We start from the raw sequence: 22,014 nt of genomic DNA on the forward strand, positions 1-22,014 counted from the left end.
CCCACTCATTCATCCGTTCACGCTCTTGACACCGACTCTCGGAATTCTGGGCGGAGGGCAGCTGGGCCTTATGCTCCTGCAAGCCGCCATTGACTGGAACCTGCGTGTGCACGTGCTCGACCCCGACGCCGACGCACCCTGCCGCCATTTATGTACTCAATTCAACACCGGCTCCCTGACCGACTACGATACCGTGTATCAGTTCGGTCAGGGAGTCGATGTGCTGACGATTGAGATTGAACGCGTTAATGTAGACGCCCTCGAAGCCCTCGAACGCGAAGGAAAGCGCGTATACCCGCAGCCCGCCGTCATCCGCGTCATTCAGGATAAACGACTTCAGAAACAGTTCTACCGCGACAATAACCTGCCCACGGCCGACTTTACCCTGACCGACAACCGCGCTGACGCCATCCGGCAGATCAGCCAGAACCCGGCGTTACTGCCCGCCTTTCATAAACTCGGCCGCGACGGGTACGACGGGCGGGGCGTTCAGCGGATCGCTACCGCAGCTGACGCCGACAAAGCCTTCGATGCGCCGGGCGTACTCGAAAAAGCAGTCGACTTCGAAAAAGAGCTGGCCGTTATCGTGGCCCGTAATGAACGGGGCGACGTGCAGACGTTCCCGACGGTAGAGATGGTCTTTCATCCAGAGCTGAACCTGGTCGAGTACCTCTTCGCCCCCGCCGAAATTACCACCGATATAGACCGGCAGGCGCAGGCCATAGCCCGCCAGACGGCCGATGCGTTTGGCATTGTTGGGCTGCTGGCGGTTGAGCTGTTTCTCGACAAAGCCGGTAACGTACTCATCAACGAAGTAGCGCCCCGGCCCCACAACAGCGGTCATCATACCATCCAGGCCAACGTAACCTCGCAGTTTGAACAACACTGGCGGGCCATTCTGAACTACCCCCTGGGTAACACCGATGCCTACCAGCCAGCCGCCATGCTCAACCTGCTGGGCGAAGACGGGCATACCGGCCCGGCGCGCTACGAAGGACTCGAAACGCTGCTGACCATGCCGGGGGTGTTCCCCTTCTTTTACGGCAAAGCCATTACCAAGCCGTTCCGGAAGATGGGCCACGTCACGGTTATGGACGCCGACATGGACACCCTTCGCCAGAAAGTATCGGCTGTGAAAACGGGAATCCGGGTAGTGACCTAGGCTACCCGGTTGGTCAGCGTTCCGATTCCGTCAATGGTAATGCGAACCTCATCCTGGCTGGCCAGGGTAAAATCGTCGGGCGGAACGATACCGGTGCCGGTCATGAGGTAGCAGCCGTTCGGAAACGAGCACTCCCGAAACAGAAACGAAACCAGTTCGTTATGCTGACGCTTCATCTGGTTGATGGCAATACGGTTGCTGAAAACAGGCTGACCCGCCCGGAGAATGTCCAGCTGTATCTGCGAATCGGGCGCGATGGGCGATTCCGGCACGTACAGACAAGGCCCGAGAGCCGCGCTGCCGTCGTAGGTTTTGGCCTGCGGCAGGTAAAGCGGATTTTCGCCCTCGATGCTGCGCGAGCTCATGTCGTTACCGCAGGTATAGCCAACAATCGCACCCGAGGAGGTCATGAACAGGGTTAGTTCGGGCTCCGGCACATTCCAGGTCGAATCGGCCCGGATCCGGACGGCGTCGCCCGGCCCCACAACACGCTCGGCCGTAGATTTAAAAAACAGTTCGGGCCGCTCAGCGTCGTAGACCCGGTCGTAGAAATTATCGCCCCCCGACTTTTTCGACTCTTCCATCCGGGCATCGCGGCTCCGCAGGTAGGTTACGCCCGAGGCCCATACCTCCTGCCGTCCGATGGGAGCCAGCAGGTCGGTTTCGGCCCACTGCTGGTACTCGTCCGATGGCGTGTTCTGGGTGGTATACTGACGCAGTACGGTATAGAGGTCGTCCTGGTTGACGAGTTCGTCCCAGTCCGTAATGGGGAGGTGATAATACTGCTGCTGATCGCTCAGCACGATGCCGGAGCGGGTTTTATACAGATGCATAGGAACGCTAAAACTAGATCGTGAAAGTAGTACAGTGAATAAATGCCAGGCGGGCGTAGAATTACTGACGTTGGCCGCTTTTTTTGCCGCATTCGTTGTTAAGTACGTATACGGTTCCCTTTCTTTGAGTCCTGATGCTGCAGAAAACCCGGGGCATTGCCCTTAGCTACATCCGCTACCGCGAAACGTCGATCATCGCCCGCGTTTATACCGAAGAATTCGGTTTGCAGAGCTACATTGTGAACGGCGTTCGGTCGGCCAAGAGCAAAAATAACCGCATTGCTCTCTTTCAGCCGCTCACGTTACTGGATATGGTCGTGTATTACAAGAACGACCGCGACCTGCATCGGCTTTCGGAGGTGAAAACGCTGCATCCGTTTCAGAGTCTGCCGTTCGAGGTGACCAAATCGACCATTGCGCTCTTCGTTACGGAAATGCTCAACAAGGTCCTGAAAGAAGAGGCCGGCAGTCCAGTGCTGTTCCGGTTTCTGCTCGACTCGGTCCTGTTTCTGGAAGAAGCCCGGTCCAACTACGAAAATTTCCACCTGATCTTTCTGCTCAAACTGTCGTTTTTCCTGGGTTTCGGTCCCGAAGGCGCGCGCGAGTTCGAAGACCAGCTGCGCGAGAACTCCTACCCCTTCTTACCCGATGCGGCTGTTGAGGAAGCGCTGAACACCATGCTTCGGAAACCCTTCGGCACGCCTATCTCGCTGACCCGCACGGCCCGAAACGAGCTGGCCAACGCGCTGGTTGCCTACTATCAGATTCACATCGACACCGTTGGCGAAGTAAAATCGCTACCCGTTCTGCGCGAGGTGCTTGGCTAGCGATCAGGGTTTTACAGCCGTAATTTTTACGACACCGGCTCCGTCCAGCACATCGCCCGGCTGCAGGCCCGACAGGTCGATGCTCAAGTCGGCCCCCACCCGTTTCCAGGGCAGTTTTTTGGCCGAGCCCAGCAGCGTAACGGTCGACGTTTCGGTCAGGGTTACCCCCAGAAGGGTTAGCTGCGGTACGTAGCGGGGCACGATCGCATAGAGGGTATTGGCTTTTCGGGTAAAGAAAGCGTTGATGTGCGCTTTCCCGCCCGGCTGCGGTTTGGTCAGCTCGCTTACGTCGTAGCTGGTCTGGTACCCCCTTCCTTGACGTCGGGCCGCTTGCCGGCGCTCCACTGACGCGGCACTGTCCAGGCTTCTGCATCGAATATGGCTTCGCCGTTCCGGTCCAGCCAGGCCCCCAGCTGCCTCAGCCGGTCTTCCATCAGGTCAGGAATGCGCCCGTCGGCGGTAGGGCCGATGTCGAGCAGCAGGTTACCGCCCCGCGATACAATATCAGCCAGAATCAGCACCAGGTCGGCTCCGCTTTTGTAATCGGTAACGGTTTCCATCCGGTTGTACCCGAACGACTGCCCCATACCCCGGTTCTCTTCCCACACCACACTGGCGTCCATACCTGACCCGTATTCGGAGGTGAAGTACGTGCTCCGATGCACCTTCCGGGTGTTCTTGCCCCAGCGGTCGTTGACCACCACTTCGTCCTTCACCGGCGATTCGTTATAGAGCCAGGCCAGCAGGTCGGGGCTTCGCCACTGCGTATCGGTCAGGTCCCACTCGCCATCCGAGAAGATAATAGACGGCTTGTAGCGGGTTACCACGTCCTTAAACTGCGGAAACAAGTGTTCGTTGACAAACCGGCTTTTGTCGGCCTGTAACCATACCGGGTTGTACCATTCGTACAGCGAATAATAAATGCCCATTTTTAGCCCGGCCTTCCGAACCGAATTGCTCAGATCGCCGAGCAAGTCACGCTTAGGCCCGACCGAAACCGCATTCCAGGGCCGCCCCCACGACCGATCGGCTTCGGCGCTGGGCCAGAGGGTAAAGCCCTCGTGGTGTTTGCTGGTCAGCACCACGTACCGCGCGCCCGATTTCCTGAACACCTCGGCCCAGTGATCCGGCTCGAACAGCTCCGCCCGAAACTGGGAAGCAAACTCCTTGTAGTCGAAGCTGGCTCCGTAATTCTTCGTGTGGAACGCTTTCACCTCCTTGTGGCTGTGCCGGTCGGTCTCCATCAGATTACTCCAGTACCATTCGGAATACCCGTCAGGCCGAACGGGCGCATAAGCCGGGACGGAATACGTACCCCAGTGGATGAAGATGCCAAACTTAGCTTTCCGGAACCAGTCGGGAATAGGCCGCTGGTCGAGCGACGCCCAGTTGGGTTGGTAGGGTTGGGCATGAACGGGCGACCCGGTTCGTACAAGCAGACTGATCAGCAGCAGAAAGGCCGTGTGCGCAGCGTTAATCGATTGCATGAATACAGAGATAAGGATTGGTCATAAAAAGGTTAGAAATACTGACTAATACTCCTTTTACGGGCGATACAACCGACCGACCAACGCTAACCGTACATCCCATGAATGGGCAGTCTCTCAAACTCTTCTGGCGACGAACCGCTCAGCGAAAGAGCCATTTTTTTATCAATCTGTTCGGACTGTCGGTAGCCATTGCGGCCACGACCCTTATTTTTTTGTGGGTCAACCACGAAACCAGCTTCGACCGGCATTTCAGCAACGCCGACCAGATCTACCGCGTTTATCCGGAAATCAGCGTCAATGGTAAGGATTTCAGCAATGCCATGGCTCCGCCCCCACTGATGCGCGTTCTCTCCCGCGACTTTCCGGAGGTTATGGCCAGCACGCGCATCTGGAGTTACCCGAACAAACTGGTTAGCTACGAGCAGGCAGGCCACGAAACAAAGGCTTTCAACGAGAAACGACTGTATCAGGCCGACTCCACATTCTTCGATCTGTTCAACATCCGGATGCTCCAGGGCGACGCCAGAAAAGCCCTGACGGTACCCTTCAAAATGGTCATCACCGAAGAAACGGCCATTCGGTATTTTGGCGAAGCCGTTTACCGCTCGGGCAAAGCACTGGGTAAAAGTCTGTCCATTACCTTCTTCGGCAAAAAATACGACTGCGAAGTAACGGGCATCACCGAAAACGTGCCGGCCAACTCGCATTTCCACTACGACCTCATCCTGTCTAACGTCACCGACCCCTGGTGCAACTCCAACGTCTGGGTCGACAACACCTATTACACCTACGTATTGCTACGCCCCGGCAGCGATCCCAAAGCGCTGGAGGCCAAGCTGCCTTCGCTCATCCGCACCCATCTGAACCCGCAGCTACAGGTGAATTTCGGGGTCAGTTACGATGCTCTCCGGAAGCGGGGCGAATACTGGGACTACAAACTACAGCCGCTGACCGACATCCACCTGGGCTCCAACTTTGCCCGGGAGCTGGAGCCCAATGGGAACCGGAACAATGTTACGTTGCTGATGGCGGTCGCTTTTTTCATGCTGCTCATTGCCTGCATCAATTACACCAACCTGACCATGGCGGGGGCTATCGAGCGCTCGCGGGAGGTCGGTGTGCGCAAGGTACTGGGATCGACGGTTGGGCAGCTGCGCGCCCAGTTTTTTACGGAGTCGGCCTTGATGAGCGGGTTGGCGCTGGTGCTGGCCACCCTGCTGATCGTGCTGCTGCTGAACCCGTTTACCGAGATGCTGGGCGCTTCTTTACCAACCAACCCACTGCGTGAGGGTACCACATGGCTCCTGCTGGGAGGTATTTTTGGCCTGGTAACCCTGTTGGGTGGCGCTTATCCGGCTTACTACCTGTCTACGTTTACGACCACGCTGGCCCTGAAGGGGAAGGTTAGCCCCCGCTCGGGCACGGTAAGTTTTCAGGGGGTTTTGGTAACCGCCCAGTTTGCTATTTCCATCACCCTGGCCATCTGTGCTCTGGTGGTTTATCGGCAGCTGGATCTGCTGCGCTCACAGTCGGCTGGTTTTCAGAAAGACAATGTGATCATGGTGGCCGACCCTTCTGTCAAGCTACGCGATCAGTCGGAGGTGTTCATTCAGGAACTGTCCCGTTTTCCGGGTATCAGCAGTGCCAGCGTCTGCTCCGACTATCCGGGCAGCGGCAGCTACTCGTTTCCCATCGCGGCCCGGCGCAAGGGCGAATCGGCCGATCAGCTCCTGTATAACTTCACCGCAGGGTACGATTTCCTGAAGACCTTTTCGATCAACCTGCTGGAGGGGCGCGACTTTGCCAAGACGTTCGACGATGCCAGCCCCAAACGGGTGATTCTCAACGAAACGGCGGTCCGGATGCTGGGGCTGAAAACGCCCATTCATGCCCAGATCGTCACCAAAAACCTGAACGTACTTAAACTGGAAGAGCAAACCTACGAGGTCATCGGGGTAGTAAAAGACTTCAACTTCGAGTCGCTGCACAAAGCCATTCTGCCGATGGCTATTTTTCTCGATCAGAACGGCTCGTACGTGTCCATCCGGGTTAAGCCCGGCAATCCGGATCAGCACCTGGCCGCTATCCGTCAGGTATGGGAGAAACGGCTGCCCGGTGTCCCGTTTGAGTATTCGTTTCTGGATTCTCAGCTGGATACGCTCTACAAAACCGAACGCAGCCTGAGCCAGGTGCTGGCTATACTGACCGGTCTTACCATTCTGGTAGCCGCGGTGGGCCTCTTCGGGCTAACCCTGCTGATGGTGCAGCGCCGAACCAAGGAAATCGGCATCCGAAAGGTGATCGGAGCGAGTTTGGCGGATGTGCTGCTGACGCTGAACCGCGATTATATCCGCTGGATGGGGGCTGCGTTCCTGATCGCCTGCCCGATGGCCTGGTTCGCTATGAACCGCTGGCTCCAGCATTTTGCCTATCAGGCCACTATTCCCTGGTGGTTGTTTGCCGCAACGGGCCTACTGGCCCTGGGTATTGCCCTGCTGACCGCCAGCTTTCAAACGATCCGGGCCGCCCTGCAGAACCCCGTAAACTCGCTGCGTAACGAATAAACCCCCAGACGGCGGCTATATCTTCCGCTTCAGCTCGAAGTGCTGACCCAGGTAAAGCCGCCGTACCTGCTCATCGCTGGCCAGCTCTTCGGCCGAGCCTTGTTTCAGGATTTTTCCTTCGAACAGTAGGTACGCCCGGTCGGTGATCGACAGGGTTTCGTTTACGTTGTGGTCGGTAATCAGAATGCCAATGTTGCGGTGCTTGAGCTTGGCCACAATGCTCTGGATATCTTCGACGGCAATGGGGTCAACGCCCGCAAACGGCTCATCGAGCAGGATAAACTTAGGGTCAACGGCCAGCGCGCGGGCAATTTCGGTGCGCCGGCGCTCACCACCCGATAACACCTTACCCTTACTCTTCCGAACGTGCGTCAGGCTGAACTCGTCCAGCAGCTCTTCTACCTTGTCGCGCTGCTGTTTTTTAGGCAGGTCGGTCATTTCGAGCACCGCCAGCACGTTTTCCTCGACCGACAGATCCCGGAATACCGAAGCCTCCTGCGCCAGATAGCCCAGGCCGAGCCGGGCGCGTTTGTACATGGGCAGGTCCGTTACGTCGATGTCATCGATAAAGACCTTGCCGCTGTTGGGTTTTACCAGCCCTACCGCCATGTAGAACGACGTTGTTTTACCGGCTCCGTTGGGTCCCAGCAGACCGACGATCTCACCCTGGGCCACCTGGTACGACACGTTGTTGTTTACAAACCGCGCCCCGTATTTTTTAACTAAATTTTCGGTTCTGAGAATCATTGACTTAATCGGTATGGAGTACGCCGGCCTGTAGCTTGCTCCCTAAAGTGGGCTGGCACCTCGGGGGAAACCAGTGTGGTTCAACTTCATTCTGTCTTGCCGGCGGTCGTAATGCTGGCATAGCTCACGAACACCGAATATCTTTCAGCATCAGCTGGGTCGATATGTTGCCGTTATATACGTTCTGCTCAACATGGTAGCAGATCGAAAACGGACTACCCGCCCGCAGGTGCGCGGCCATGTGGGCCATACCGAAACCGACGGCTGTCAGCGTTTGGCTTGCCCGGTGAGTGGTACGCTGCCGCACCTGAATTTTCAGGTGTTTCTCTTTCATGATCGTCGGCTCGCTGGCCAGATGCACCTCCTCGGTCATGAACGTTGGCTGCATATTGTGCGGCCCGAACGGCCCCATCTGTCTCAGTATCCGAACAAACTTGGCGTCGATTTCGCTGAAGTCCATGGGCAGATCGATGTCGATCAGGGGCGTCAGATGCTCTTCTTTGATCTTACGCGCCACCACTTCTTCAAACTTCTGCCGAAACGCGTCAATTTTGTCTTCGGCTATGGTCATCCCGGCGGCAAACGTATGGCCCCCAAACTGTTCGAGCAGGTCAGCGCACTCTTCAATGGCTTCGTACACATCGAACCCCGGCACCGACCGGGCCGAACCGGCCGCCTTATCGTTGGAGCGCGTCAGGATAATGGTGGGGCGGTGAAAATGCTCGATACACCGCGACGCCACAATACCAATCACGCCTTTATGCCAGCTGGCATCGAACAGGACGGTACTCTTGGCGTTGGTCAGCGCTTCGCTCCGCCGAATCATATCCAGGGCCTGCTCGGTCATGCTGCTGTCAAACTGCCTTCGGTCGTTGTTGTGTTTGTTAATGGCCATCGCAAACGCATCCGCTTCCTCGTCATCTTCGGCCAGTAGCAACTGTACGGCCGCTTTGGCGTGCTGGATACGTCCGGCGGCATTGATCCGCGGACCAATGCCGAACACCACGTTCGTAATATCCAGCTCGCCCCGGAAGCCCGCTATATTGATTAACGCTTTCAGCCCGGTTCGGGGTGTTGCGTTAAGATATTTTAACCCATAGTAGGCCATCACCCGGTTCTCGCCCGTAATGGGAACGATATCTGACGCGATGCTGACAGCAACCAGATCCAGATGCGGAAACAGGTCGGTGAGCGGGATCTGGCGACACTGGCAAAACGCCTGCAGCAGTTTGAAGCCAACGCCACAGCCGCTCAGTTCTTTGTAGGGATAGGCGCAGTCGTCGCGCTTGGGATCGAGCACGGCAGCCGCAGCGGGAATCTCGCTACCCGGCCGGTGGTGATCACAGATGATAAAATCGACGCCCAGCGCCGTAGCCTGAGCCACCCGATCAACCGATTTGATGCCACAGTCGAGCGCAATGATCAGCGTAAATCCGTTCTCGGCCGCCCATTCGACGCCCTGCTGCGAAATGCCATAGCCTTCCTTGTAGCGATCCGGAATGTAGTAGTCGATGGCCGAATGGTACTGTTTCAGAAAGCCGTAGACCAGCGCAACCGAGGTGGTACCATCTACATCGTAATCGCCATAGACCAGAATTTTCTCCGGCCGTTCCGGGTTCATAGCCCGATCCAGACGACTGATGGCCCGATCCATATCGCGCATTAGAAAAGGATCGTGTAAGTGATTAATTTCAGGCCTGAAAAAGGCCCGGGCCTCCTCGTAGGTATGCACACCCCGCTGCACCAGTAAAGCCGCCAGAAACGGGCTAACCCCCAACGACGCCGTCAATGACTCAATAGCAGTCTGTTGTGGAACAGCATCGGGAAAGGGTTTCCGGATCCATCGTTTGGCGGGTGGTGTCGACTGGGCTATCATAAATGCAAAATAAATCCGTTTTTAGAGAAACTTCGTGTCTATGCTTCTTTTGCTGTCGTTCATCAACCTGTTTTTTACCGGTTTTCAGTCTGCATCCCCGCCCGCCAAAGTAGGTCTAACGATTGATGTTCAGAATATTCGCAAGAAGCAGGGCGCTGTGTACATAGCCCTGTTCGAGCCCGGCAAAACATTTCCCGAAGGTAATCCAAGGGAAGGCCGGAAACTAGACGTGACCGGCAACAGCGTAAAAGCCACTTTTTCGGTAGAGCCCGGCGACTATGCGGTGGCGGTATACCACGACGAGAACGGCAACGGCAAAATGGACAAACGGGTATTCGGCATTCCCAAAGAACCGTATGGCTTCAGTAATAATTTCCGGCCGGTGATGTCGGCCCCAAAATTCAGCGACTGCCGCTTCAGCGTCAACGAGAGCGGCAAGGCCATCAGCATCCGCCTGGAATAACCCAACCCGTTTGTAGCGTTGTGTCGTACAGCCCGCGAAAGCCGGTTATTGGTTCTATTTTTGCAAATTTTTCCCGAAACGGCTCTGGACATTGAAAAAATCCGTAGTTTTGTCTGGCAAATAACACCACCTGCTTATTTGCCATGAGCTTAGACTCCAGTAAGTTTCTTTACGAGGCTCTCACCTACGACGACGTTCTGCTTTTACCTGCCTATTCGGAGGTTCTACCGCGCGATACGACGACCGTCACCCAGCTTACCCGCAACATCCAGCTCAACATTCCGCTCATATCGGCGGCTATGGACACGGTTACTGAATCGTCGCTGGCGATTGCAATGGCCCAGGAAGGCGGCATTGGCATCATCCACAAAAACATGAGCGTGGAGGCCCAGGCCGACCAGGTTCGGAAGGTAAAACGTTCCGAGAGCGGTATGATCATCGACCCGATTACCCTGCCCGAAAGCGCCACCCTGGCCGATGCCCACAAGATCATGCGCGAGTTCAAAATCGGTGGCATACCGGTTGTGGACGAAGCGGGCAAACTGGTCGGTATTCTGACCAACCGCGATCTGCGGTTTCAGCGTAACCTGGCCCGGCCCGTTACCGAAATCATGACGCGGCAGAACCTGATCACGGCCAAAGCCGGACTCTCGCTCGAAGATGCCGAGAGCATTTTGCAGGAATACAAAATCGAAAAACTGCCCATCGTCAACGAAGACTACAAACTCGTTGGCCTCATTACCTACAAAGACATCCTGAAGCGCAAAAGCCACCCCAACGCCTGCAAAGACAGTCTGGGACGCCTGCGCGTCGGCGCTGCCGTTGGCGTAACCCCCGACCTGACCCGGCGCATCGAAGCGCTTGTGAAGGCGGGCGTCGACGTGATCAGCGTCGATACGGCCCACGGTCACTCGAAAGGTGTGCTCGATGCCGTACGCAATATCAAGCTGCAGTTCCCCAACCTGGAAGTCATTGCCGGCAACGTAGCAACCGGCGAAGGGGCAAAAGCCCTGGCCGACGCGGGGGCCGATGCCGTTAAAGTAGGTGTAGGGCCCGGTAGTATCTGCACCACCCGCATCATTGCCGGTATTGGTATGCCCCAGCTGACGGCCGTTTATGAATCGGCCAAGGCGTTGCAGGGCACGGGCGTTCCGGTCATTGCCGATGGGGGTATCCGTTTCTCGGGCGACATCACCAAGGCACTGGCAGGTGGTGCCAGCACGGTTATGATCGGCTCGCTGCTGGCCGGTACCGAAGAGGCTCCCGGCGAGGTAGTACTTTACGAAGGACGCCGGTTCAAAACCTACCGGGGCATGGGGTCGGTAGAGGCCATGGAAGATGGCTCGAAGGACCGCTACTTCCAGGATGCCGAAGACGACATCAAGAAACTCGTACCCGAAGGCATTGTAGGCCGCGTACCGTTCAAAGGCAAGGTAGCCGAGATCATCTACCAGATGGTGGGTGGCCTGAAAGCCGGTATGGGCTACTGCGGAGCCAAGGATATTCCGGCGCTCCAGCAGGCTAAATTCGTGAAGATTACAACCGCAGGATCGCGCGAAAGCCATCCGCACGATATCCAGATTCAGAAAGAAGCGCCGAACTATTCGTCGCGGTAATCGCCTGTTTTACCCGGCCGCTGGCGGAACCGTTTTGTGCAAAAGCACGACGCGGCCCCGTCAGCGGCCGGTTTTTTAGCCGATATAATGTACGGTGCTGGTGGTGCCGTGGTTATCGAGGTTGATCTCGCGAATGCCCACGCGGTAATGATCGACGGCGAAATCGTCGCTATCCTGCTTCATCTGGTAATAGGTAGACGGCGATAGGAGCGTCAGCAGGTTACCCCGCTGTACGACTTTGTCGACATGATAATGGCCGCAAACAACCGTAACGTGGCAGGGAAGTTCACGCACCAGCGATAGAAACTGCTCAGTCTGTAAAAATGGGTGATGCGAGTCCATGAACGCCACGTCGGCGGGCAGGGGCGGGTGATGCATGAATACCAATACGTTGTTATCACGCAGGGCCAGCAGGTACTCCCGCAGCCAGGCCCACTGCTTAGCCGAAAACTGGCCTTTCGATGAATCCAGAAACAGGGCCGGGTGCCCTTCCAGCGGCAGCGCGTAGTAGAGTTCAGATCCGGTCAGAAAATTGGACCGGCCAAATACCTCCGCCATCAGCACCGAGTCGTCATGGTTACCCGAAATGACGTAATGCGGAAACGGTAAGCCGCTGAGCAGTTCTTTCACCCAGGTGTAGGTTTCCCGATCACCGGCTTGGTAGCAGATATCTCCTCCGATAACCAGCCCGTTTGGACGTATGTGTTCCAGATGAGCCAGGGCCTGCAAGAAGTTCTGCCGAACGTCGACACCCATCGGTTTTTCGCCCTCGGCACCAATATGCGGGTCAGTAATAAAGGCAATACGCATCAGACGGTTTTTGCTTCGTTCCAGTAAACATCCATTTCGGCCAGGGTCATGTCGGCCAGCGCCTTACCGTTGGCGCGGGCGCGCTCTTCCAGGTACTGAAATCGTTTAATGAATTTTTTGTTTGTACGCTCCAGCGCGGTCTCCGGATTTATATCGATAAAGCGGGCGTAGTTGACCAGCGAAAACAGCAGATCACCAAATTCACCTTCGGCCCGCTGGCTGTCGATAGCCTCGCCGGTATCGCCGTTGAATTCGGCTTTAAACTCCTGCATTTCTTCTTCTACCTTTTCCCAGACCTGCTGCCGTTCTTCCCAGTCAAAGCCGGCTCCGCGGGCTTTCTCCTGAATACGCATGGCTTTTACCAGCGCAGGCAGCGACCCCGGTACGCCACCCAGGACCGATTTGTTGCCCTCTTTGAGCTTAAGCTGCTCCCAGTTGGCTTTTACCTGCTCTTCGGTTTCGGCCACCACTGTACCACCAGCGGCATCGGGGTAGATATGCGGATGCCGGCGAATGAGTTTTTCGCAGATGCCGTTCAGCACGTCGGCCATGTCGAACCGGCCCAGCTCGGAGGCAATTCGGGCGTAGAAAACCAGGTGAAGCTGAATGTCGCCCAGTTCTTTCTGTATCTCGGGGAGGTCGTTCTCCAGGATAGCGTCTGACAGTTCGTAGGTTTCTTCGATGGTTAGGTGGCGCAGGCTTTCGAGCGTCTGTTTCCGGTCCCAGGGGCACTGCTCCCGCAGTTCGTCCATGATGGTCAGCAACCGATCGAAGGCCATCAGCTGCTCCTGACGACGCGGGGGTAATTCGTGAAATGGCTTCATGTTGTATATGAACCGACACCCGATCCTGACTCCCTGTTACCGGGCCCGCCCGAATGCCATGACAAACAACAAAGATACGAGCAGATCGGCTGACTTAGTCCCGGCTCATGTCTTAACCATGCGCATCACGGCCTGACCCGAGTCGGTGTGCAGGCTGTAGAGGTAGTATCCCGCTACCAGCCCGGTGCCATTCAGCGGCACGACGTAATTGCCGGCATCGTGAAAACCGTCGCGCAGAACCTGGAGGGGGCGGCCCTGGAGGTCAACTACCGTCAGGCGGGCATACTGGGCTTTTTTGAGCGTAAACTGAATTTCTGTCGTGTCGACAAACGGGTTCGGCGCATTTTGTCCGAGTGCAAACGAACCCGTGGTCACCTCTAGGGCCGATGTCTGACGGAAGATCGGGAGCGTCTCAAACGAGCGTCCCAGCAGCTGTTGGGAGGTATCGGCACTGACGCCCAAATGGTCCTGCAACACGCTGGCATACACCTGCCTGAAGTCGTTTTTGAACCGGATATCGCCACTCGGGTCCAGGTCGCCCAGGTTGGGCGCGCTTCCGATAATACCTCCGCGTACGGTTTTTCCGATCACGAACAACGGAGCTGCGGTACCGTGGTCTGTGCCGGTAGTACCGTTCTGGTTTAACCGGCGGCCAAACTCCGAAAACGTCATAATGGTAACCCGATCGGCCAGATTCTGACGGGTCAGGTCTTTCTGGAACGCGGTTATGGCGTCGGATACGGTTTGAAGCAGGGTGGCGTGCAGGCCTGCGGTTGTGTTACCGGCCGTAACCTGGTTGGCGTGCGTATCGAACCCGTTCAGCGTGGTCAGGTAAACGGGGGTCGTCAGCCCGCCCGAAATCAGATCGGCCACAATAGCGAGCTGCTTACCCAGATTCGTATTGGGATAGGTGACGGTGTTTTTTCCCGCATCGGCTTTTTGCTTGATCACGTCCGAATACCGGATCGACTGGGCAGCCACCTGGTTCAGAAACCGGAGTTCGTCGCCCGCCAGCGTATTCTGAAGCGCACCGGCATCGTTGCTGGTTCCCTTCACGAGCTGATAAAACGCATCCGGATTGTCGAAAACGGTACCCATTGACCCAACGTTACTTTGCAGCAGCATCGACTCAACGGAACCGAGCTGTATGGCCATTGGCTGCTGGGGCAGGGTAACCGGATAGGCCGGAAACTTTTTCTGGAGATAGCGGCCTACCCATCCCTCCTCTTCCTGTACATTGGCGTCGGACCCCGACAACCAGATATCCGTCGATCGAAAATGGGACCGATTGGGCGACTCATAGCCTACGTTCTGAACAATGGTCAGCTGGGCATTATGGTACAGCTCCCGAAAACCGGCCAGCGCCGGATTCAGGCCCAGCTGGTCAGTCAGTTTCAGCACACTGTTTTTTGCAATGGCAATGGCAGGCCGTTTCTGGTAATAGATATCGTTTTCGAACGGTACCACCGTGTTAAGCCCGTCGTTTCCTCCCTGCAACTGAACCAGCACCAGAATGGTATCGGCGGGCGCGGAGCCGTTGATCAGCCACGGATTGTAGGCCGAAGCCCGCACCGGAATGCCCTGTACGCCAACGGCGACACCGCCCATCAGCAGGCTCATCTGGCGAAGAAAATCATGACGGTTCATCAGCATAGAGAGTAGTTGGGTGTGATACCAGATCCGTTTGTCAAGCGCGTATCTCGATCAGGTTAGTTGAAATTCAGGAAGACGCATCAGCGCTTTCAGAAATTTTTGAATGCGGGCGTCGGCATTGGGCGTGTTGGTCGACCAGTTGGTAACCACCGTACCGTCGAGCAGCGTATCGAGCAGTAGTTTCTCCCGGCTGGCCGGTGGGTCGACCGCCAGCAGCGCACGAAGCACGTCTTTAACAAACAGGGGCGCATTCTCGGAGCTGCTGAACGAACGGGCAAAATCAAGCGGGTTCACCCTGAACGGCAGGGTTTGTCCATTGCTCTTGCGGCCGTTGATCAGCGAATCGGAATAGCCCCCCCGGGCCGGGTAGGTGTTGGAACTGATCCAGTCGCGCTGACCGGGCCATCCGGCTACGTCGGGCGGATAAAACAGGTACTGTTGCAGCACCCGGCCCATGTCGCCCAGATAAACCAGATCCGGGGCGGCAACGCCCAGGCCTTTCAGCGCGCCGATCATCAACTCGGTCGGACTCTTGATTTTGGCACCCCGGTACTCGGGCCGGTAGAACTCATCGGCGGTAAAGAGGAACTGCAAAACAGCCCGGATGCTGTAGCTGGCCTTCCGGAACACATCGGCCATTTGCCCAACGAACAACTCATTGGGCTTGTAGTACACAAACTCCCGGTACAGCTTCCGGCAGATGAATTCGGCAACGACATCTTTGCTCAGGATGATATCGACCACATCGGCATAGGTGAAGTTACCGGTTCGGCCCAGCAGGGTTTTGCTGACGTCGGCAAAATTGGCTTTGCTGAACACGGCCGTCAATCCATCGACCCGCCACCCCGTCAGGGCCAGGGCTGCCTGCCTCACATCCGTTTCGGTGTAATTACCGATGCCCATGGTAAACAGCTCCATCAGCTCGCGGGCGTAGTTTTCGTTCGGTGCGTTTTTGTTATTCTGCCGGCCATCCAGGTAGATGAGCATGGCCGGGTTGATGCTGACCTCTTTCGTAAACTGGCGAAAATCGCCAAACACATGCTGCCGGAACAAAGCATTCTGCTGGTACATGTACTGCGGATAATCTACCTTGGCCCGGTCCGACACAAAATGATTATGCCAGAACAGCACCATTTTTTCGCGCAGGCTGGTGCCTTCGGTCAGCATCCGATTCAGCCACCAGCTGGTCAGTTCGGTATACCGTACGCTCCGCATGGTATCGTTGGCTACCGGGCGCTCGGTTACCCAGCTGGCGGGAGGAGCAGGCTGCGGCCGATCGGCCAGAAGCTCCTGGCTCACAAAGTCGGCCGCCGATGGGTACGACAGTGCTTTGGCCAGATCGGCCCGGGTGTAACCGAACAGACAACGGGCCAGCAGATGGCGGGCTGAGTCGGCGTTCCAAACCTGCATGATATACGAGTGTTATGTCAGCAAACAATATATAAACTTAATCGACTATCCAGTTAACGACTCAACGAATAAGTTAATTAATTAACAGTCAGCCACTTAAATATAGCCAAACTGCTTTGCTTCAACTTATTTTATCGGTAAATAATCATACTGACAGGCGTCTGGCCCGGTGGTACCGATTGCTTCCCTCCCAGCGACTACGGTACAGTCAGGGCCGTTCAAATGATTTCCTGAAAAATCGTTGGAAATCAAAAAGTGGCACCGTTACTTTGACAAACAAAGTACTTTACATTTCATGCAACATTCACTTACTCCATTTGCTCAGGCGCTGGTCAGCCAGCCAGGACAGACCAGACCCGGGAAAGGGCTAATGGCCCTGGCCGGTTTAACCCTGGCGGGGTTGAGCCTGGTTACGATGCGGGGGCTTCTGACAGGCAACTGGTGGTTTTTTGTCATGCTCACCTGGAACCTGTTTCTGGCCTTTTTCCCGCTGGGCGTGGTGCTGGTCCTCCGCGATCTGCGCACGGCGGGGTTCCTGAACCGGTGGTTGTTACTGGGCAGCCTGGCCGTATGGCTGGCGTTTCTGCCCAATGCACCCTACATCATTACCGACCTCTTTCATATCCAGCATATTGAGCCGCCCCTGCTCTGGTTCGATACGATCACCCTGTTTCTTTTTGCCCAGACCGGGCTGCTGGCCGGCCTTTACTCGACCCTGATTGTTCATCGGATCGTGCGCCCCCTGGCGGGCACCTGGCCAACCTGGGGACTCATGCTGGGCAGTCAGGTGTTGTCGGGACTGGGCATATACCTGGGTCGGTTTGGCCGCTGGAACAGCTGGGACGTTCTAACCAACCCCGTTGCCCTGACGCGGGCGCTGGCCAGAGTGTATCAGGACCATCTGAGCCTCAAACTGACGTTATCGTACGGGTTTGTGCTGGTGGTCGTCTATCTTGCTTTTTACTGGTATGTAGAAGACAACCGGCGGTAAAGGGTCCGTTTCGCGCCCGTATGGCCGCAGTTTCCGTCCCGCCCGGTAGCTATCTACCCTGTTTCAACTGTATGTTTGCCGAATGATCGATTGGCAGAAAGTAGTACGCAGCTTTCGATTTGCAGGGCAGGGCATCGTAGATCTGTTCCGTTTCGAAAACAACGCCCGGGTCCATCTGCTCCTGGCGGGGCTGGTGGTTGGCGCGGGCCTGTGGCTGCAGCTCAGCCGGACGGAGTGGGCCATTATCGTAACGCAGATTGGTCTGGTCTGGGCCGCCGAAGCCGTCAATACCGCCATCGAGAAGTTATGCGATCTGGTATCGCCCGGCTATCATCCGCAGATCAAAGCCGTCAAGGATCTTTCGTCGGGTGCGGTCCTGATCCTGGCCATCACGGCGGTGGTAGTTGGCGCCCTGATTCTGGGCGGACACCTGCTCGAGCGTTTTATGAGTAACTAAACCGTTGACCAGCCAACCCGGCCGTAGAGGCCCGGTTGACTCCTTTAAACTGAATACGATCTTATGTACGAATCTCACGAACATCTGCAGACGCTGACGGAGATCCGCAGCCTGATGGAGCGGTCGTCCAAATTCCTGTCCCTGAGCGGTCTGTCGGGCGTGTCGGCGGGGGTGGTGGCGCTGGCCGGAGCAGCCGTTGTCTACACACGACTTCGCGCCGACTGGGTCAGTGCGTTGGGCTATCTGCCCGCCGGTTCGTATACCGATACGACCCACGCAGCCCTCGTGCCGTTTCTGGTGCAGGTAGCGGTAGCGGTGCTGGTGCTGGCCTTGCTGTCGGGCACCTACTTTACCGTTCGGAAAGCCCGACGGCAGGAGCAACGGGTCTGGAATGCCAGCTCACGGCGGTTACTCTGGGCCATGCTGATTCCACTGGCTACGGGGGGCTTATTTTGCCTCGTTCTGCTGATGCACAAGCTCATCTGGCTGGCCTTTCCGGCTACGCTGATCTTTTACGGACTGGCCCTGCTGAACGGCAGTCGGTACACCGTCCGGGATGTAGAGTCGCTGGGCTATTGCGAAATCGGACTGGGGTTACTGGCGTTAGTCTGGCCCGGCTATAACCTGCTGGCGTGGGCCATCGGGTTTGGTGTGCTGCACATTGTCTACGGCCTCACCATGTATTATAAATATGAACGAAATACGGCATGATCGATCTGCTCGCTCAATTTAACAAAGCCTTTGAGAGCAAAGCGCGTCTGAATATCATGTCAGTACTGATGGTAAACGACTCCATGAGTTTCAACGCGCTGAAGGAATTGCTCAGTCTAACCGACGGCAACCTGGCAACGCATTTGCGGGCGCTGGAAGAGTCGGGGTATATTGCCGTATCCAAGCAGTTCGTGGGTCGGAAGCCAAACACCACCTACGCAGCCACCGACACGGGCCGCCAGGCTTTTCAGGACCACCTCAATGCCCTCGAAGCCTTCATCAAAAACCTGTGATTCAGCGGATCATCGACCGGATTCATAACTGACGACACCCCTTACAGCGCCAGTTCGACAGACGGGTCCCACAGGCGGGTCTGGAAATCGACCACCCGATCATCTTCCACCTGTACGCCTTCGGCTTCGAGGAGTTCCTGCATGGCGGTGGGGCTGCCAAAAAAGTGTTTGCCCGACAGTACCCCGATTCGGTTGACCACCCGGTGGGCGGGTACGTCGTGGCCGTGCGAGGCTACCATAGCCCAGCCTACCATACGCGCTCCGGCCCGCAAACTCAGATAGCGGGCAATGGCTCCGTAGGTGGTGACCCGGCCGACCGGCACCTCCCGCACGACCCGGTATACTTCCGCGAAATAATCTTTATCCTCAAGCATACTGCCGAACCGTCTGCTACGCTACCGGATCATGACGACCGGGGTGTTTCGATTTCGGCCACCAGCCTTCCGTACCATTCTTCGCCGTAGGCCCGGATAAGAGCCTCGCGAACAAACTTATAAATAGGCACGTTGAGCTGTTCGCCCAGTCCGCAGGCCGGGCTGCAGATGGGCCAGCGGTCGTAGTTAAGCGCGTGAAAATGCTCGTATTTGGTGACGCGGATGGGATACAGATGACACGAGATCGGTTTTTTCCAGTCGACTTTTCCGTCGTTGTACGCTTCTTCGATGCCGCACTTCAGGATGCCTTTATCATCCCAGGTTGCGTAGACGCACTCGCGCCCGCCTACCGTATTCGTCACGTAGCCACCCTCTCCGTCGGGCTCATATCCGCCCCGTTGTTCAATAACCTGGATGCCTTCGGGCGATAAATAAGGCTTGATGTCTTCATAGATCCGGTCCAGAATCAGATGCTCTTCGTCCTCAAGGGGAGCCCCCATATCGCCTTCGACGCAGCAGGCGCCTTTGCATTTGTCCAGGTTGCAGACAAAGAATTTTTCGGCCACATCATCGCTGATGCAGGTATTATCCAGTAGAATCATGCCGGTTGACAGGGGCCCTACCCCCGCTGATTTATGTCAATAAGCGGGGGTAAGCCCACCTTACTTCACTATTTTGATCTTTTGTCCTTCTTTAACAGCAACATCGGTCAGATTATTCCATTGCTGAATCTGTTCGATGGTGACCCCGTAGCTTTTCGAGATGCGGAACATGGTCTCTCCTTTGGCAACGGTATGGTAAACAACCTCCCCACCCGCCGACGCAGCCTCGGGTTTGGACGGCTGCACAGCCCGACCGGGCGTTGCTTTCACGACCAGCTGCTGACCCACTTCCAGCACATCGCTGGCCGTCCGGCTGTTGAGCGCCAGGAGTTCATCGACCGTTAAGCCATACAGACGGGAAATGCTGTAATAAGTCTGCCCGGCTTCAACCGTATGACTGGCAGCCGACCGGTTCACGACCGGGGTCGGGGCAGCCGGACGCGGAGCCGGTTCGACCGTACGCTCGGGCGCACTGGGGGCGGGCGTGCGGTCAGCTTTCACGACGGCAGGCGCAGCCGGGCGCGGGGGCGCTTTGGTAGCGGGTACCGTAAGTGATCCGTCGGCCTGCTGTTCGCGGGGGCCTTCGTAGCGGTCCGACTCCGGCGCGGATTTGGCCGGGGTCGTTGCCCGTTCGGGCCGGGTAGCGACCGGTACCGTTTTTTCAGGAGTTCCGGTTTCCGGCGACCGGACAATCACGACCCGTTGCGAACCCGTATCAGACGAGCGGCTCGTGGTGGGCTGGGCCGGGGCGGGTGCCGGATCAGGCCGGGTGGCCGGTTCGGAGCTACCGTCGTTGGGCGTTACCCCCCCGCCTACCAGCTTGGGCTGATATACTTTACGTTCCGACGCCGTGCGGGGCACATCGCTCATCCCGCTGACGGGCCTCCGCGGACCGCTGTTGCTGGCTACCTCGGCCTGACGGGCTGCCGGGGTTGGCGTCTGATCGTATACCGGTGGCGTAGGCGAGTTGATAATTTCGACCGGTTTGTTGTTGGGTCGGCGTTCGCGCAGCCACATGACCCGCCCTACGGCCAGCTTCTGTACCCGGTCGAGCCGATTGTAGCGCATCAGCTTCTTCAGCCGCAGGCCGTACCGCTGCGAGATGCTGCGCGACGTTTCGCCATCCCGAACCGTATGAAAAGGCACCAGCGCTTTCTTCCGCTTCTTGGCCAGGTAATACACATCGTTGACAATAACCGGGTCCCGATCGCTCATGTCGTTGTACCGCAGAAAGCTCGACACGCTGATTTTCGCCTTCCGCGCCAGCGTGGTGGCATTGTCGCCAGCCTGGGCCTGGATACCGGGCAATCCGTTAATTTCGTACAGAATCGGTTCATTTTTGCTGCTGACACCCGTCGTTACCCGGCGCAGCACCGGAAACCCAACGTCATTCTGTACGAACTCGGGCGTTTTTTTGGCCCCGACGCTTACGATCTTCTGCCGAACGTCGTTGATCTGATCCGACGCCACCGGTATAGCCATAACGTAGGCTTTGTCGGTGGGTACGGCTTCGCCGAGCACCCAGCGGTTGTATTTCCGCAGTTCGAATTCATCGACGCCCAGATCGTCGGCAATGGAGCGCATGGTTTTGCCGCCCCCGTTACCATATTCGATCAGCGCAAACCGGTTCGACGACTGGTGGGTCGGCAGGGCGCTTTCGATGGCGATCTTATGCGCAAAAAAGCGCAGAATATACCGGTCGGTCCGCCCGTCGAGGGCTACCTCCCGTGCATACGACCAGTCGGGCGGTATTAGTTTGGAGATGCCGCCAGCGCCCAGGTAATACGAGTACAGCGACGCAATCCAGTTGTTGAACTGGCCGTTGCTTTTCTTCATGTACCGGGCCGCGCCATGCGTTGATGCCGTAATGCTCTTCCGCTCATCGACCTCATCATCGACGCGCAGACCGTGTTCAACCGCGGTTTCCCGCTTAAACTGCCAGTACCCGACCGCCGTTGACGCCGACACGGCATCGGGTGTCAGCGAACTCTCCTGCACGGCCAGGTATTTGAAGTCGGTAGGTACGTCTTCATCGATCAGGATGGCTTCAATTATCGGGAAGTACAGCGCCACCCGGTCGAGTTTGGCGGTCCAGTACTGCCGGTTGGCCATCAGCGCGTTTACATCCTGTTGCACGATACGGCGGGCATCGGGATCGAGCCGCACCGAGATATCGGCAAAGGTTATCTGCTCGGGTACGGCTGGCACCGACGTCTGGGCCAGGGCCGTAAAGCCCGTAAGCAGGCAGGGAATGGTTAAAGCGTAGGTGATTCTGGTCATAAATCGGATAAATCGTATTCGGTCTTGTTGT

Annotated in this window: 21 protein-coding genes; 9 read left to right on the forward strand and 12 right to left on the reverse strand. The window is 56.9% G+C overall.

The window, feature by feature from the left end:
* Window positions 1–25 precede the first annotated feature (25 nt).
* Window positions 26–1,162 (forward strand): 5-(carboxyamino)imidazole ribonucleotide synthase, encoded by a 1,137-nt coding sequence (locus EQG79_RS21735; RefSeq protein WP_129603970.1) that lies wholly within the window; start codon window positions 26–28, stop codon window positions 1,160–1,162.
* On the opposite strand, the gene EQG79_RS21740 is transcribed toward EQG79_RS21735, so the two are convergent.
* Window positions 1,159–1,995: a fumarylacetoacetate hydrolase family protein gene (locus tag EQG79_RS21740; RefSeq protein ID WP_129603975.1), complete on the reverse strand. Its 837-nt coding sequence runs from the start codon at window positions 1,993–1,995 to the stop codon at window positions 1,159–1,161. The two genes, EQG79_RS21735 and EQG79_RS21740, sit on opposite strands and share 4 nt — an antisense overlap.
* Window positions 1,996–2,129: 134 nt before the next feature.
* On the opposite strand from EQG79_RS21740, the gene recO reads away from it, so the two are divergent.
* Entirely contained in the window at window positions 2,130–2,822 is a 693-nt protein-coding gene (gene recO / locus EQG79_RS21745) for a DNA repair protein RecO (protein ID WP_077921360.1), read from the forward strand.
* 3 nt (window positions 2,823–2,825) lie between these two features.
* Here recO and EQG79_RS31225 read toward each other — a convergent pair whose 3' ends face one another.
* Both EQG79_RS31225 and EQG79_RS21750 read right to left on the reverse strand, forming a co-directional pair.
* Window positions 2,826–3,167 carry a hypothetical protein gene (locus EQG79_RS31225; protein WP_206445605.1) on the reverse strand — a complete coding sequence of 114 codons (342 nt, stop codon included), beginning with the start codon at window positions 3,165–3,167 and terminating at the stop codon, window positions 2,826–2,828.
* Entirely contained in the window at window positions 3,107–4,309 is a 1,203-nt protein-coding gene (locus EQG79_RS21750; protein WP_206445606.1) for an alpha-L-fucosidase, read from the reverse strand. The genes EQG79_RS31225 and EQG79_RS21750 overlap by 61 nt, the downstream gene beginning before the upstream one ends.
* Before the next feature lie 101 nt (window positions 4,310–4,410).
* On the opposite strand from EQG79_RS21750, the gene EQG79_RS21755 reads away from it, so the two are divergent.
* Window positions 4,411–6,876 carry an ABC transporter permease gene (locus tag EQG79_RS21755; protein ID WP_129603980.1) on the forward strand — a complete coding sequence of 822 codons (2,466 nt, stop codon included), beginning with the start codon at window positions 4,411–4,413 and terminating at the stop codon, window positions 6,874–6,876.
* A gap of 15 nt (window positions 6,877–6,891) precedes the next feature.
* On the opposite strand, the gene lptB is transcribed toward EQG79_RS21755, so the two are convergent.
* Window positions 6,892–7,623, reverse strand: coding sequence for an LPS export ABC transporter ATP-binding protein (gene lptB, locus EQG79_RS21760; protein ID WP_077921363.1), 732 nt, complete (start codon window positions 7,621–7,623; stop codon window positions 6,892–6,894).
* Window positions 7,624–7,747: 124 nt separating this feature from the next.
* A complete protein-coding gene (recJ, locus tag EQG79_RS21765) occupies window positions 7,748–9,499 on the reverse strand; it encodes a single-stranded-DNA-specific exonuclease RecJ (protein WP_129603985.1) in 1,752 nt (583 codons plus the stop codon).
* 40 nt (window positions 9,500–9,539) lie between these two features.
* Between recJ and EQG79_RS21770 the strand changes: the two genes are divergently transcribed.
* Window positions 9,540–9,962, forward strand: a complete 423-nt coding sequence (locus tag EQG79_RS21770; RefSeq protein ID WP_077921365.1) for a DUF2141 domain-containing protein — start codon at window positions 9,540–9,542, stop codon at window positions 9,960–9,962.
* Window positions 9,963–10,105: 143 nt separating this feature from the next.
* Window positions 10,106–11,578 (forward strand): IMP dehydrogenase, encoded by a 1,473-nt coding sequence (gene guaB, locus EQG79_RS21775; protein WP_077921366.1) that lies wholly within the window; start codon window positions 10,106–10,108, stop codon window positions 11,576–11,578.
* Between the two features lie 75 nt (window positions 11,579–11,653).
* Here the strand turns inward: guaB and EQG79_RS21780 are convergent, their stop codons facing one another.
* The 4 genes from EQG79_RS21780 to EQG79_RS21795 all read right to left on the reverse strand — a co-directional run bounded on the left by EQG79_RS21780 (window position 11,654) and on the right by EQG79_RS21795 (window position 16,275).
* Window positions 11,654–12,388: a metallophosphoesterase gene (locus EQG79_RS21780; RefSeq protein ID WP_077921367.1), complete on the reverse strand. Its 735-nt coding sequence runs from the start codon at window positions 12,386–12,388 to the stop codon at window positions 11,654–11,656.
* Window positions 12,388–13,212 carry a nucleoside triphosphate pyrophosphohydrolase gene (gene mazG, locus EQG79_RS21785; RefSeq protein ID WP_077921368.1) on the reverse strand — a complete coding sequence of 275 codons (825 nt, stop codon included), beginning with the start codon at window positions 13,210–13,212 and terminating at the stop codon, window positions 12,388–12,390. Before mazG ends, EQG79_RS21780 begins: the two co-directional genes overlap by 1 nt.
* Window positions 13,213–13,317: 105 nt before the next feature.
* Window positions 13,318–14,859, reverse strand: a complete 1,542-nt coding sequence (locus EQG79_RS21790; protein ID WP_129604335.1) for a DUF1501 domain-containing protein — start codon at window positions 14,857–14,859, stop codon at window positions 13,318–13,320.
* Window positions 14,860–14,916: 57 nt separating this feature from the next.
* Window positions 14,917–16,275 carry a DUF1800 domain-containing protein gene (locus EQG79_RS21795; RefSeq protein ID WP_129603989.1) on the reverse strand — a complete coding sequence of 453 codons (1,359 nt, stop codon included), beginning with the start codon at window positions 16,273–16,275 and terminating at the stop codon, window positions 14,917–14,919.
* Window positions 16,276–16,570: 295 nt separating this feature from the next.
* Between EQG79_RS21795 and EQG79_RS21800 the strand changes: the two genes are divergently transcribed.
* From EQG79_RS21800 to EQG79_RS21815, 4 genes are all read left to right on the forward strand, one after another.
* Complete coding sequence (locus EQG79_RS21800; RefSeq protein ID WP_129603994.1) at window positions 16,571–17,266, forward strand: DUF1361 domain-containing protein; 696 nt, start codon at window positions 16,571–16,573, stop codon at window positions 17,264–17,266.
* A gap of 82 nt (window positions 17,267–17,348) precedes the next feature.
* Window positions 17,349–17,723 carry a diacylglycerol kinase family protein gene (locus EQG79_RS21805; RefSeq protein WP_129604000.1) on the forward strand — a complete coding sequence of 125 codons (375 nt, stop codon included), beginning with the start codon at window positions 17,349–17,351 and terminating at the stop codon, window positions 17,721–17,723.
* A gap of 63 nt (window positions 17,724–17,786) precedes the next feature.
* Window positions 17,787–18,434 carry a hypothetical protein gene (locus EQG79_RS21810; protein ID WP_077921372.1) on the forward strand — a complete coding sequence of 216 codons (648 nt, stop codon included), beginning with the start codon at window positions 17,787–17,789 and terminating at the stop codon, window positions 18,432–18,434.
* The gene (locus EQG79_RS21815) at window positions 18,431–18,727 is read left to right on the forward strand and encodes a winged helix-turn-helix domain-containing protein (RefSeq protein ID WP_077921373.1); all 297 of its coding nucleotides are present in this window, start codon (window positions 18,431–18,433) and stop codon (window positions 18,725–18,727) included. The genes EQG79_RS21810 and EQG79_RS21815 overlap by 4 nt, the downstream gene beginning before the upstream one ends.
* A 41-nt stretch (window positions 18,728–18,768) precedes the next feature.
* Here EQG79_RS21815 and EQG79_RS21820 read toward each other — a convergent pair whose 3' ends face one another.
* From EQG79_RS21820 to EQG79_RS21830, 3 genes are read right to left on the reverse strand one after another with little or no spacing between them, the layout of a single operon-like run.
* Complete coding sequence (locus EQG79_RS21820) at window positions 18,769–19,101, reverse strand: MGMT family protein (protein WP_077921374.1); 333 nt, start codon at window positions 19,099–19,101, stop codon at window positions 18,769–18,771.
* A gap of 29 nt (window positions 19,102–19,130) precedes the next feature.
* Complete coding sequence (locus EQG79_RS21825; protein ID WP_077921375.1) at window positions 19,131–19,703, reverse strand: DUF3109 family protein; 573 nt, start codon at window positions 19,701–19,703, stop codon at window positions 19,131–19,133.
* A 60-nt stretch (window positions 19,704–19,763) separates the two neighbouring features.
* A complete protein-coding gene (locus tag EQG79_RS21830; RefSeq protein WP_077921376.1) occupies window positions 19,764–21,983 on the reverse strand; it encodes a LysM peptidoglycan-binding domain-containing protein in 2,220 nt (739 codons plus the stop codon).
* Between the last annotated feature and the right edge of the window lie 31 nt (window positions 21,984–22,014).

Origin of the sequence: Spirosoma sordidisoli, assembly GCF_004138325.1 — a bacterium.
Classification (GTDB): Bacteria; Bacteroidota; Bacteroidia; order Cytophagales; family Spirosomataceae; genus Spirosoma; species Spirosoma sordidisoli.